Raw genomic sequence first — 13,441 nt, forward strand, 5'->3', positions numbered from 1 at the left:
CGACCGTCGGCCGGCGCACTCAATATACGACGACCGGCGCGGGCCGGTAATACACCGGACGCGCCGGCACCACGACGCAGCCGGCCAGCACGATGACCGCGGCCGCCAGTATCACGATGGTTCGAAAAGGCATGGCTTCGACTCATGACGTTGCGTGAAGGATCCTCCGCGCCGGCACGATGTGCCGCACGGCGGCGTGCGCATCAGGCCCAGTGGCCCGGCACCCAGCGCCAGGCCGGGCCGCGCGCGGCCCAGTGTCCGGGCACCCAGTGGTAACCGACTCGCACCACTTGCCAGTGGCCCGGAATCCATACGTAGCGGCCCTGCCGCCAGTGCCAGTGGCCCTGGTCCCACACGTAGCCCGCGCGCGGCGCCGGCATCACTTCGACGCGCGGCGCCGGCGGTGCGTAAGGCGCGACGATGACGGCCTGCGCGAATGCGGCGGACGCCGCCAGCGCGGCCACGCATCCGGCGGCAAACCGCAATGGAACAGAAAGATTCATGAAAGACTCCGAAGTAACGGGCATCGACCGGAAGCAGTCGTTCATGCGTTAAACGGAGCGGGCGAGAGAAATCCGTCGCGGTGTTGGCGAATAAATTTCGGCCGGACCGAACGCGCGTTGGCGCGGGCCGGATGCCGCGCAATGCACGCGCCTGCGCATCGGCCGCCGCGCATGCAGGAATGCCGTGCTGTCACAACCCGGCAAAACTGCCCTTCGACAATGCGTGTCACCGGGATCCCGCTCGTTTCCGGCCCACGCCCCGGCCGCGCTCGCGCATGGCCGCGCGGTTCCATCTCTCGCGCCCCCATCAACGAAAACTACGACCATGTCGAACCAGGACACTCTCCCTGATCAGCCGAACGAGCCGGCCGCCTCGGTGTCTCGTCGCGGCTTCCTGAAACTGGCCGGCGTATCCGGCCTTGCCACCGCTGCCGGCGGGCTCGCGGCCGCCCGGGCCGCTGCGTCGAATCCGGACGGCACGCCCGAACAGGTCCACCTGACGTGGGGCAACGACCCGACGTCCGAAGTCGTGATCTCGTGGGCGTCGCTCGCACCGGCCGTCAATCCGCGCGCGCGCATCGTCGCCGACGGCGAGCCGCCGCGCACGGTGCACGGCGTCCAGCGCCTGTACACCGACGGCCTGAACGGCGAAACCGTGTTCGCGTACCACGCGCGCGTGCACGGGCTGAAGCCGGATACGCGCTACCGCTACGAGATCACGGCCGACAACGACAGCAACGCCGCGCAGCCGTTCGCCGCGAATTTTTCGACCGCGCCGCGCGGCCGCGCGCCGTTCCGCTTCACGAGCTACGGCGATCTCGCGACGCCGAACGGTGCATGGGTGCTGTCGTCGCCGCAGAGCCGCTTCGCGGTGCAGGCCGTCGAGCAGTTCCAGCCGCTGTTCCACCTGCTGAACGGCGACCTCTGCTACGCGAACCTGAACCCCGCGCACCAGCCCGAGGTGTGGCGCGACTTCGGCAACAACAACCAGACGTCGGCCGCGAATCGCCCGTGGATGCCGTGCCCCGGCAATCACGAGATCGAGTTCAACAACGGTCCGCAAGGGCTCGACTCGTATCTCGCGCGCTATACGCTGCCGGAGAACGGCACGCACTTCCCGGGCCGCTGGTATAGCTTCCGCGTGAGCTCGGTGCTGTTCGTGTCGCTCGACGCCGATGACGTCGTGTACCAGGACGCCGCCGCGTTCGTCGGCGGCCCCGCTCCGCTCGTGCCGGCCGCGAGCACGGGCCGCCCGCCGATCGAGCCCGGCACGTCGTTCTACGTGCGCGGCTACAGCAACGGCGAGCAGACGCGCTGGCTCGAACACACGCTGCGTCATGCGGCGCATGACGACGACATCGACTGGATCGTCGTGCAGATGCACCAGGACGCGCTCAGTTCGTCGAAGACGGGCAACGGTTCCGACAAAGGCATTCGCGAGGCATGGCTGCCGCTGTTCGACCGTTACGGCGTCGACCTCGTGCTGTGCGGCCACGATCACGACTACGAGCGCAGCTACCCGGTGCGCGGTTGCAATCACCGCGCGGGCGTCGACGCGACGACCGGCGAAGTGGTCGAGACGCTGCAGCCGCGTCCGGTCGGCTCGAACGACCCGGACCGCACGAAGTTCGACACGAGCCACGGCACGATCCACCTGATCCTCGGCGGCGGCGGCACCAGCGCGCCGCTCGACGTGTACGGCGAAAACCCGTCGACCGGCTTTGCGCGGGCGAAGGTGTTCACGAAGCCGAACCGGCCGGTGCCTGGCACCGCGCCGAACACGTTCGTGCGGCACCCGGCCGATGCGCTCGAGGATGCGATCTGGTCCGCGCGCCGCGATACGGGCACCGGTTACGGGATCGCGGTGTTCGACCACGACCCGGGCAAGCCGGGCGGGCACACGACGATCACGATGCGCTACTACCATGCGCCGGGCGCCGACCAGCACCCGACCGCGCAGTACGAACTGTTCGAGACCATCGAGCTGAGCAAGAAGCGGCACGAGCGGTGATCGGGCTGGCGCCCGCTGCGGCGGGCGCCGGTTGCATTGCCATCGAGGAATGGGCGTGCGATGAAGCGGGTTACACTGCGTGCGTCGCACCCCGGCCCATGAAGATGAGTTTCGAATACCGCATCCACACGCCTCCGTCGGCCGACGCATTCGATGCAATCGCGGATGCACTACGGCAAACGCATGGCGACATCGACGTCGATCCCGACAAACGACAGCTTGAAATTCGCGATGACACCGGCGGCTGGCCGCTGATCGGCCTGTCGACCGACGAAGACGGGTTCTTCCTGGTCACGACACTCGGGCCGACGCGGGACGCCATGCTCGACTCGATCGGACGCGCATTGTCGGCAATCGGTACGGCGTGGCGCATCGACGATGCTTGACCGGCTATCGCGTTCCGCACACGCACCTGAGTCGGCCGCGCGCACCCGGCTGTTCCCCCGCCAACGTCCGCCGCTCGGTCGCCCCGGCTCGCCACCTTTAAACTACGCGTGTCCGGCGTAATTGCCGCATTGCATTGCCGGTTGCGGCCGCAACCGGATTTTTCCGTTCGCGACGACGGCACACGCGAGCGGAACCGAATCATCCGAAATCGAATTTGAATGTTGAAACAGGCAGGAAGCATGAAGCGCAAGAACAGGAACAAGGCAACGCTCGTCGGGCTCGGCGCGGTGCTGTTGTGGGCCTCGGTGGTTGCCCTCGTTCGCGGGGTCAGCGAAAGTCTCGGTGCGACCGGTGGCGCCGCGATGATCTATACGGTGGCGTCCGTGCTTCTGCTGTTTACGATCGGCTTCCCCGACCTGAGCAAGTTCCCGAAAAACTACCTGCTCTGGGGCGGGCTGCTGTTCGCCTCGTACGAGCTGTGCCTGGCGCTGTCGATCGGGTATGCGAGCAACGGCCGGCAGGCGATCGAAGTCGCGATGGTCAACTACCTGTGGCCGAGCCTGACGCTGGTCGCGGCCATCGTGTTCAACAAGCAGCGCGCCAACCTGCTGGTCGTGCCGGGCGTTCTGTTGTCGATGCTCGGCATCTGCTGGGTGCTCGGCGGCGACCAGGGCCTCGATCCGGCCGGCATGCTGCGCAACGTCGCGGACAATCCGCTGAGCTATGGCCTCGCCTTCGTCGGCGCGCTGATCTGGGCCGGCTATTGCACGGTGACGGCGCGCATGGCCGACGGCAAGAACGGCGTCACGCCGTTCTTCATGCTGGTCGCCGCGGCGCTCTGGATCAAATTCGCGATCGAAGGTGGCGGCGCCATGACGTTCAGCCTTCACGCGGTCCTCTATATCGTGCTGGCTGCATCGGCGCTGGGGTTCGGTTATGCGGCATGGAACACCGGCATCATGCACGGCAACGTGACGATCATCGTCGGCGCGTCGTACCTGACGCCGGTGCTCGCCGCCGCGCTCGCCGCGACGCTGCTGCACGCGCCGCTGTCGGTCGAATTCTGGCAAGGCGCATTGATGGTGTGCGGCGGATCGATCCTGTGCTGGCTCGCGACGCGCAGCCGACGCAGTGAAAAGCCAGCGCCCGTTCGACTCGCGAAGGATGCCGAGGGCAATTGCCGCGGGTGACGATGCCGCTCGTTGCGCGCTCGCCAGATTCGCGTCGGGCTGCTAGATTGGCGTCGCGACGCATTCAGCTTCCGGTCAGACGAGCAAACGCGGTGGATTCGGGTTCATGCAGCGCATCCGCCGGTTTGCTGCGTCAGGTATCGGTATGAACAAACGATACTCATCCCCCACGTCGAAGGCCACCCAATGATCGACCACGTCTACCTCTCCGTCACCGACATCGACAAGTCGCTGGCCTTCTACGTTGAAGCGTTGAAGCCGCTCGGCTGGCGCATATTCGGCAACTACGACTCCGCATCGGGCCCCGCGGGCGTCCCCGATCTTTACGGCATCGGCGACGACATGTACGGCAACGGAACGGCGGTCGGGTCAAGCATCTGGCTGCGTCAACGCAAGCCCGGCGAGACCGGCCTGTACCTCGGAATCGTCTGCGACAGCAACGAACTGGTCGACGCCGCCTACGCGGCTGCAATCAAGGCCGGCGGCACCGACGAGGGAAAACCGGCCGATCGCACCTACTTCGCCCCCGGCTACTACGCCGCCAACGTGGCGGACTTCGACGGCAACCGTCTCGAGTTCGTCCATAAGGCATGGAATCCCAAGCGACACGCATAGCGAGCGGAACGTCTGTTCCGCTGCCTGGCACGCGTTCGCCGAAGCCTGTTGCGCGTCGGCAGGCATCGACGCGATGCTTGCGCCATTCAACCCGTCATCGCTAGCGTTGCGATTCCAGCGCGATACGCACCGCCAATCCGGCCAGCACGGTACCCATCAACCAGCGCTGGACCGACGCCCAGACCGGCCGGCCGGCAAGAAAACCCGCGATGGAACCGGCCATGCAGGCGATCAACGCATTAATGCTGACACTCACCGCGATCTGCACGCAGCCGAGCGCCAGCGATTGCGCGAGCACGCTGCCGTGCCCCGGTGAAATGAACTGCGGCAGCAGCGACAGATACATCACCGCGATCTTCGGATTCGCGAGGTTCGTGACGAAACCCATCGTGAAGAGCCTGACGCGGCTGTCGTGCGGCAACTGCCTGACCTGGAACGCGGAGCGGCCGCCCGGCTTGAGCGCCTGCCACGCCAGGTACGCCAGATAGAGCGCGCCGGAAAAGCGCAATGCGTCGTACGCATACGGCACGGTCAGCACCAGCGCGGTGATGCCCAGCGCCGCGCAAAACATGTAGAAAACGAACCCCAGCGCGACGCCGCCGAGCGATATGAGCCCTGCGCGGCGGCCCTGGCAGATCGAGCGCGACACCAGGTAGATCATGTTCGGTCCGGGCGTCAGCACCATGCCGAGCGACACGAGTCCGAACGCAAACAGGGTGGGCAAGGCCGGCACGGCAGTCTCCTTCGCGGCAGAGCAGTCAAGTTGACGAGGTTCGAACAATGTATTGCATCTCGACCATCTTCAACATGAATAAACTGCAAGCCGCCCATGAGCGCTTTTCATCGTGCCGGCTGCGCGTTACCTGCCCTTTTTCGCGCGCGTCTGGATCGTTTTCCCGGCCTTGACGCGTTGTGCGTCGACGAGCCTCACGAATTCGTCGGTGACCGCGTTGCCGGCCACGTTCCACGACAACCGCACGGAACGATGCAGCCTCGGCGACAGTTCCAGCACGCGGCCGCCGAACGGCGTATACGTGAGCGTGATGCGCGGAACGATCGATACACCCATGCCGGCCTCCGCCATCGAAAGAATGGTGCGCATCTCGACCACGTTGAACGCGGCCCGAAGCGGTGCACCGCCACGCGCGAAGTAATCCGCGATCAGCGGCCCGCACCCTGCCTTCGAGAAAATGAATGGCGCCGCGGACAATTGCTTTGCCGACACGCTCTTGCGGCCATCGAACATGCCGTCCGCCGCCACCGCGACAAAATCCTCGTCGAGCAGCGGCAGATTGTGTGCGAATGTCTTGGCGCCGGCCACCACGCCGACGTCCGCGGTACCGTCGTCGATCCACCCTTCGACTTCGCTGTCCGTGCCTTCGAGCAGCACCGCCGACACGCCCTGGTGCATCTCCTTCAACGCCTCGAGCGCGGGAACGACGAATGCCAGCGAGACGCTCGGCAGCGACGCGACCACCAGCTTTCCTTCGAGCTTGCCGCGCGACAGGCTGAACTGCTGGCGCAGCATCTGCGCTTCACGCACCACGTTCTGGACGTACGGCCACAGGCGTTCGCCCGCCGCCGTCAGGACGACCGGCTGCCGGTCACGCCAGAGCAGCTTGACCTGCGTGATGTCTTCCAGTTCGGTCAATGCGTGACTGATCGCGGATTGGCTGCGACTGAGCCGGTCGGCCGCGGCCGTGAGCGAGCCGAGTTCGACTACGGCGGCCAGTGCCTGCAACTGGGCAAGCGTCATCGGGTCTCCTTGTTTCGGTGCATGTGTTTTTCACATGATATGGAGAGATGTCGTGAATTGCATTGAAGTACACGGAACGATTAAAAAAAAACCGCCGCAGCGACAACCTGCGGCGGGCCACGCGACTCACGTCTGCATGCGCCAGGAATCGGCGCAACGGAACTAGGTTCCCGTCGTGCCGGTCTTCCAGTGCGGCACTTGCGTGTAGATCACGACGTTACCGTCATCCTGCACGTAGGTGGCGGCACCCGGATTCCCGGAGGTATTTGAACTCCAGAGAGGCGTGTGGTCCGAACTGTAAACCACGAGATTGCCGTCCGCCTGCATCGTCGCATAGGCGCCCGTATGACCGAACGTACCGGCATTCCATTGCGGAACGCCCTGACGGAGCAGCACCAGATTGCCGTCGGCCTGCATGACCAGGGTGTTCGCGCCGTTGCCTGACGTAAAGTTCTGGCCGCTGCTGATGGTGACACCCCCGCTCCAGACGGCAGGACCGCTTGACGAGTTCACATAACCGGTCGTGGTGGTCGCCGTGACGAAGACCGGCACCTGCGACTCGTAGATCACCATGTTGCCGTCGTCCTGTACAGCAAGATATTGACCATAAGACGTGCCATTGGTCGACGACGACCAAAGCGCCTTGCCGTTCGCACCGTAGATCACGAAGTTGCCATCGGTCTGGAACGCGGCGTAGGCGCCAGCATTTCCGGAAGTGCCGGAATTCCACAGTGCCGCGCCATTGGTCACGTTGTAGAGCACGAGATTGCCGTCATACTGCATGACGAGCTCGTGATTCCTTGACGGCGAGTACAGTATCTGCCCCGGATTCAGCGTTGTGCCTTCGCTGATGCTCCCCCCATAGATCGGCGACGTCGGAACGCATACCGCGGAATGCAATACGCTCACGCTGGGCGAGCCCCAGCCCGTGACGAAGTCCCACCCGGAACCCGCGCTGTATGCGCCGTTCGAGCCGTTGGTAATGTCGCGAAAGATCGACGGCGTAGTTGCTTCGAAGCCGTACAAGGTCGGCGCGGCGAATCCGAGGTTGGTCGCGCAACTGCCGGAGAGCATGCGCGCCCACGTCGCGGCAAACAACGGTGCGGCCAGACTCGTGCCACCCCATGGCTGCAGTTGTCCGCCAACGATGATCATTGCCCCGCTGTTGGGGTCTGCATCGAACGCAAGGTCAGGCAAGCCCCGGTAGGTTCGCCCGTTGAGCTGAGATACGTTCGACTGCCAGGACGGAATGGGTTCGACCACACTGATGCCGCCGCCGCCGGAGCCCCACGCGGTTTCACCGGCATAGCTGCCGTCCCCGTTCGTGTACAGCGTGGTGCCGCCCACGGCCACGACATAGGGCGAGCTTGCCGGATATTCCACCGATGTGCCGGAACAGCCGTAGGCAACGCTGCCCGAATCGCCGGTGCTGACCGAGAAAGTCTGCCCCTGTGCGACGGCAAGCTTGAGCACTTGATCGATCGATGCCGTGGGCGCAAAGCTCTCGCATCCTCCAATGGACATGTTGATGACCCGCGCGGAATTGTCGGATACGGCCCGGTTGATGGCGGCGGCCATATCGCTCCACGCGAACGACGAAGCAACGTAGAAATTGAGCTGCCTGACGCCGCCGGACATGCCGACGATGCTCTGGCTATCGAGCGACCATTCCGAATTCCCGCTCGTATCGCCGCTGGGTGTACCGGCATTGATCACCGAAACGGGAACGGTGGGCAACTGGTTGTTGTTCGTGAAGGTCGTCAGGTCGGCCAGGGGCTGAGTCAGGTTGCCTTCGGCGATGATGCCGACCGTGATATTGCCGGCCGTCGACGCACTACCGACGGAATAGATTGCAGGAAAAGCCGTCGGGTTATGGCCGCCGGTGACGGCCGCTGGTGTCGGCGCGCTGGCACTGGGTGCTCCGGTTGTTACGGACGCCGGGATGCTATGCGTATGCAGGCGGGTCGCCGTATCCAGCCCCAGAACCGACCGAACCACCCCGCTGATCGCATCGGGTACGGTTTCCATCGCGGTATTGATGTGCGTCCGAGTACCGTCCGCCATCGCGACCGATACCAGCGTGGTCTGGAACACGCTGGACACCACGTTGGCCGGCGCATCGGCTTCGATCATCATGTTGTTGCCGGCGACCGTGACGTTGGTGAAGCCATTGCTTCGCAGATAGGCCTTCACGGTCGTCACCTGCTGGGCAGTAGGCGCGTATTGTGCGGCGACTTGTGCCGACGTGAGCACGGCGCCGAAGTTCGCGCTGCCGCGCGTCTTCGTCTGCCGCAGAAAATCGTCCAGGGTGGCCTCGTTGTTGAGCTTGAGCATCAGCGCAACGTGAATGGGTGCCGTCGCAGTCAACGGTACCGCGCTGACCGTGTTGCCCGCGGCACGCAGCGCGGACACCTTGTATGCCTGGGCAGTGGACGCCGATGGACTGCTGCTACCGCCGCAACCCGCAAGTGCCAGCGCGACACATGAAGCAAGCACGGAACGGACTGAATACTTGGTCTTTATCGGATTAGGTCTCATTTTTCGTTTAATTATCTGAATTTTCACGCCCTTATTCTCTGTTTCAGAGTTTCGGGGTGCTCATGGCACTGACGACGGGATTTCTTCAGTCGTAGGGACTGCGGAATCGACTCATGAAAAACCACCGCAACAATGGCCTGTTACGGATAAAGCGATCATGTTCGTGTGCGACAAGTCGAAAATCAGTCAGCTCGCTGAAGTGCGCGGAGCGGGATGACGACGCCATAGTTGCATCCCACGAGTCGATCCGGAAGATGTCTGGCAATCTTTGACGTTTCAATCTCGGGAGATTGAAGGCTGGCTGGCGGCATGCATATTTAACTCATTTACTTTACCTGGAAAAACACCATGCGATTCCGTCGTCGCCGTTGCAAACGGCGAGAATGAACATGTCGTTATTCGTTTGCGTGGTCGCTCCGTCTTCAACGTATCACGACATGTTCGCGGTTCGGTGACGCCCCCTCGCCGCGGCAAAATCAAGTCTCGATCTACAAAAGGGGCCCGCCATGAAGTCGCGAGGCCGGCTTTGCGCATCGCTCAGGTAAGATGCAGCCTCGAACTTCGACGTCGAGTGAGCGTGCTTCCGGCCAACGGCCGAGTATCCCCTGTTCAACTGCGTCAACGCGCAGCTCGTGCTTTTCGATCCGCCCCAGGGGCGAATGATCCGGCGGCCGTCGACAAACCTGCGATGCCAACGTGTGACCGGCGTAACCCAAAACCAAACAAAAGCGTGCAGAGCCACACGCGCCGGCAGCCGGTGCCCGCGTCCGCCACCTCTTATGTCTCGACCTGCGCCCAATGATTCATTTCAATCTGACTGAAGGTGTGCTGGTTTCCAGCCTGCAGGGGCTGACCGCGTTCGATCTGGCCGGCATCGCCGTCGCGCTGCTGCTGGGCGGCATGGCCAAGGGGATCACGGGCATCGGCGTACCGCTGATCGCGATGCCGATACTCAGCCAGTTCCTGCCGATCCGGCATGCGGTGCTCTTGCTGTCGATGCCGATCATCCTCGGCAACATTCCGCAGGCGCTGGAAGGCGGCCAGGTGCTGGCAACGGCCCGTAAGATCGCCGCGCCGATCGCGGGCACCGTCATCGGCAATATCGTCGGCGTGGCGATCCTGCTCTCCCTCAATCCGGCGCACGCGCAGGCGACATCGGGCGCACTGCTGATCGTTGCCGCGACGCTGATGCTCGCCGCGCCGAAGCTCAACCTGCCGGACGCGTGGCAGAAGCCCGTCGGGTTCGCGCTCGGGTTCGGCGCGGCGCTGATGGAGAGCATCGCATCGGTTCCGGGCCCGCTGCTCGCCACCTACCTTATTTCGTCCGGCGCGACCGGACGCGTATTCACGAAGCAGATCGCGATCATCCTCGTGGTGTCGATCGTCACGCTGATCACGACGTTCAGCGGCGCCGCGCATGCCAGCGGCGCCGACCTGGCCATCTCGGCCGCGGCCAGCCTGCCGGCCATTGCCGGCATGTGGCTGGTCCGCCCGCTGCGGGACAAGATGTCGCCGAGAATCTTCCGGATGGTCGTCCTGCTGTTCGTGCTCGCCGCGGCATCGCAGATGATCTGGAAATCGGGCGTGTTCAGGCATGGCGGATCGCCGGTCACGCACGTCGACAACGCGCACGCGGGCAAGCCATGACGTTCGGCTCGCCGCCGTCGATCGCGCATGCGTTCTGAAAGCTGCAAAGCGTAGTATTCGCGGACCCGGCGTATCGCTCCGCCCGACAGCGCGGACGACACGTTACCGACTTTGCTGCTCGCACGCTGATGCCGACGTCGGCGCTGCCCCGTTTTCAAAGGCACGAAATGGAAACCTATGTGTTGCTTGGCTGCGGATTCGGCCTTGGTCTGTTGATCGCCATCTGGGGAATCTGGTCGCTCAGGTAAGCCGCTCCCGCTCCGTTCATCCGCAAGGAATTCGTATGGAGAACGATGGGAAATTGTAGTTTCAGGCCACACTTGTCACCCGATTGCTTCGCAGTCCCATTCAACCGGCCGTCATCGAATCTTCCGCGACGAAAGCGCCGCGCAATCGCGGCAACATCGGTCACCGGCATCCAGTCCCGCTCGAACGCCATTGCGACCGCGCTTCGTCGAAGCGCGCACACTCGGCCTTGAGCCATTCGGAAAAGGCCGCGGTCCGCGGATCGTCGGGATTGCGCGACAGCAGCACGTAGCGCGCCGGCGCGCGCACGTGCCTGCCGAACACGTCGACCAGCCGTCCGCTCACGATTTCGTCATGCACCAGCGCTGCGCGGCCCATCGCCACGCCCTGGTGGTTCAACGCGGCCGTGATCGCAAGGCTGGAGAAATTGAACTGCGGACCGTCCAGATGCGCGATCCACGCCGGACGGACCGCCTCCAGCCACGTGCGCCACTCCACGAACTCGGGCGCGCCGACCCACGGCGCGGCGTCGTGCAGCAACACGACGCCGTCGAGCGACTCCCCGCTGGCGAACGATGGATGCTGCGCCAGATACGCAGGCGTCGCGACCGGAAACAGGGTTTCGTCGAGGATCGCGTCGGCATGCAGCCGGCTGTATTGCACCGGGTCATAGCGCACCGCCACATCGATGTCGTCCGTCTCCATCGCCTGCCGGTCCAGCAACTGGAACTCGGCTTTCACGCGAACCGACACGTTCGGCTGTTGCCGGTGAAACTCGGACAGGCGCGGCATCAGCCATTGCAGTGCAAGCGACGGCAGACAACTCACCTGCAGCGGCGCGTTCGGCATCTCGAGCGCCTGAAGCGTGCGATTGATGTCGCCGAACGCGCCCGACATCGTCCCGAGCAGGATCGCGCCTTTCTCCGTCAACTTCAGCCCGCGTGCCTGACGCACGAACAGCGGATAGCCGAGCCGGTCCTCCAGGTGCCGGATCTGCTGGCTCACGGCGCTTTGCGTCAGGTTGAACGCCTGTGCCGTCTTCGTGAAGCTCAGCAGTCGGCCTGCTGTTTCAAAGCAGAGCAACGCACCGAGAATCGAACCGTCCAGTCGCATCGATATAAGCCAAGCTAATGCTTCCATTAGAAATCGGCGCTTTCGCGCCGTCCGCCGGAATCGTAGCATTGCCCGTCACTATTCTTTTGAACGATGCCGAGGCCGATCCGTGACCACCACGCTCCTACCCGCCGACCTATTAGCCGAACTGCAATCCCGTCGCCCATTGCTGTGGCTGAATCCTCATGCCGGCAGCCCGTTGCCGCAGGACGCACCATCGTTCGACGCCATTGCAATGGCAGAAACGAGGCTGGCGCGATGCGAGCCGTTGATGGCCGAACTGTTTCCCGAGCTCGCGGCAACCGCGGGGAAAATCGAGTCGCCGTTGATGCCGGCGGACGACTTGCAGCGCGCGTTGTCGCACCCGGCCGACGAGCACGGCGCCTGGTTCATCAAACGCGATGACGCACTGCCGATCGCCGGTTCGATCAAGGCGCGCGGCGGCTTTCATGAAGTGCTGGCGCTCGCGGAGTCGATCGCGATCGAACACGGGTTGCTCGAACCCGCGGGCGACCGGCGGATCCTCGCGTCGGCCGCCGCACGCGCGCTGTTTGCCACGCACACCGTCATCGTCGGCAGCACCGGCAATCTCGGCTTGAGCATCGGGGTGATGGCCGCCGCGCTGGGGTTCGAGTCGGTCGTTCACATGTCGACCGACGCGAAATTATGGAAGAAGGAGCGCCTGAGAAAACGCGGCGTTCGCGTCGTCGAGCACGACGGCGACTATGCGCAAGCCGTCGCGGCCGGACGATCGCAGGCGCGTAATCACCCGCGTTGCCATTTCGTCGACGACGAAGGCTCGCTGATGCTGTTCCTGGGCTATGCCGCGAGCGCCCGCCATCTCGCCGCGCAACTCGCCGCGTCGGGCCGCATCGTGGACGCGGCGCATCCGCTCTTCGTCCATATCCCGTGCGGGGTCGGCGGTGCGCCGGGCGGCATCGCCTATGGCCTCGCCGCGCTGTTCGGCCAGCACGCGCATTGCTTTTTCGCCGAGCCCGTTGCTTCGCCATGCCTGCTGGTCCAACTTGCCGCCGGGGTCGACACGCCGGTGTCCGTCTACGACGTGGGGCTCGACAACCGGACCGAGGCCGACGGCCTGGCGGTCGCGCAGGCATCGCATCTCGTCAGTCCGCTGATGGCATCGCAGTTGTCGGGCGTCTTCACCGTCAGCGACGAGCAACTCTACGCGCAACTGCTGGCTGTCCGGCGCGCTACCGGCGTCGAACTGGAGCCGTCGGCCGCCGCTGCCGTCGGCGGGCCCGGCTGGTTGACGCGGTCGTCCGCCGGCCGCGATTACGTGCGTCGCCACGCGATCGACCTGCGCCGGTCGACGCACGTCATCTGGGCGACGGGCGGCTCGCTCGTTCCGCCGGAAGAGCACCGCCGCTTCCAGTCGCATGCGCAAGCGCTCGCCGGTGCCGCGCCCGGCGCGTGA

Annotated in this window: 11 protein-coding genes; 6 read left to right on the forward strand and 5 right to left on the reverse strand. The window is 64.5% G+C overall.

Features of this window, described 5'->3' with window-relative positions; all coding sequences use genetic code 11:
* Positions 1–203: 203 nt before the first annotated feature.
* Positions 204–503 carry a YXWGXW repeat-containing protein gene (locus R9B84_RS27650; protein ID WP_423763166.1) on the reverse strand — a complete coding sequence of 100 codons (300 nt, stop codon included), beginning with the start codon at positions 501–503 and terminating at the stop codon, positions 204–206.
* 325 nt (positions 504–828) lie between these two features.
* Between R9B84_RS27650 and R9B84_RS27655 the strand changes: the two genes are divergently transcribed.
* The 4 genes from R9B84_RS27655 to R9B84_RS27670 all read left to right on the forward strand — a co-directional run bounded on the left by R9B84_RS27655 (position 829) and on the right by R9B84_RS27670 (position 4,706).
* Entirely contained in the window at positions 829–2,514 is a 1,686-nt protein-coding gene (locus R9B84_RS27655) for a purple acid phosphatase family protein (protein WP_423763167.1), read from the forward strand.
* A complete protein-coding gene (locus R9B84_RS27660) occupies positions 2,511–2,900 on the forward strand; it encodes a hypothetical protein (RefSeq protein ID WP_423763168.1) in 390 nt (129 codons plus the stop codon). The genes R9B84_RS27655 and R9B84_RS27660 overlap by 4 nt, the downstream gene beginning before the upstream one ends.
* Before the next feature lie 240 nt (positions 2,901–3,140).
* Entirely contained in the window at positions 3,141–4,091 is a 951-nt protein-coding gene (gene yddG / locus R9B84_RS27665; RefSeq protein WP_423763169.1) for an aromatic amino acid DMT transporter YddG, read from the forward strand.
* Positions 4,092–4,277: 186 nt separating this feature from the next.
* Positions 4,278–4,706 carry a VOC family protein gene (locus R9B84_RS27670; RefSeq protein ID WP_423763170.1) on the forward strand — a complete coding sequence of 143 codons (429 nt, stop codon included), beginning with the start codon at positions 4,278–4,280 and terminating at the stop codon, positions 4,704–4,706.
* 100 nt (positions 4,707–4,806) lie between these two features.
* Here R9B84_RS27670 and R9B84_RS27675 read toward each other — a convergent pair whose 3' ends face one another.
* The 3 genes from R9B84_RS27675 to R9B84_RS27685 all read right to left on the reverse strand — a co-directional run bounded on the left by R9B84_RS27675 (position 4,807) and on the right by R9B84_RS27685 (position 8,874).
* Positions 4,807–5,439: a LysE family translocator gene (locus tag R9B84_RS27675; RefSeq protein ID WP_423763171.1), complete on the reverse strand. Its 633-nt coding sequence runs from the start codon at positions 5,437–5,439 to the stop codon at positions 4,807–4,809.
* Positions 5,440–5,565: 126 nt separating this feature from the next.
* Positions 5,566–6,462, reverse strand: coding sequence for a LysR family transcriptional regulator (locus tag R9B84_RS27680; protein WP_423763172.1), 897 nt, complete (start codon positions 6,460–6,462; stop codon positions 5,566–5,568).
* A 162-nt stretch (positions 6,463–6,624) separates the two neighbouring features.
* Positions 6,625–8,874, reverse strand: a complete 2,250-nt coding sequence (locus tag R9B84_RS27685) for a protease pro-enzyme activation domain-containing protein (protein WP_423763173.1) — start codon at positions 8,872–8,874, stop codon at positions 6,625–6,627.
* A gap of 924 nt (positions 8,875–9,798) precedes the next feature.
* Between R9B84_RS27685 and R9B84_RS27690 the strand changes: the two genes are divergently transcribed.
* Positions 9,799–10,647, forward strand: coding sequence for a sulfite exporter TauE/SafE family protein (locus R9B84_RS27690; protein ID WP_423763174.1), 849 nt, complete (start codon positions 9,799–9,801; stop codon positions 10,645–10,647).
* Positions 10,648–11,055: 408 nt separating this feature from the next.
* On the opposite strand, the gene R9B84_RS27695 is transcribed toward R9B84_RS27690, so the two are convergent.
* Positions 11,056–12,012, reverse strand: coding sequence for a LysR substrate-binding domain-containing protein (locus R9B84_RS27695; RefSeq protein WP_423763502.1), 957 nt, complete (start codon positions 12,010–12,012; stop codon positions 11,056–11,058).
* A 142-nt stretch (positions 12,013–12,154) separates the two neighbouring features.
* Between R9B84_RS27695 and R9B84_RS27700 the strand changes: the two genes are divergently transcribed.
* Entirely contained in the window at positions 12,155–13,441 is a 1,287-nt protein-coding gene (locus tag R9B84_RS27700; protein ID WP_423763503.1) for a D-serine ammonia-lyase, read from the forward strand.

The organism is Burkholderia sp. NLJ2, assembly GCF_049487195.1.
Classification (GTDB): Bacteria; Pseudomonadota; Gammaproteobacteria; order Burkholderiales; family Burkholderiaceae; genus Burkholderia; species Burkholderia pyrrocinia.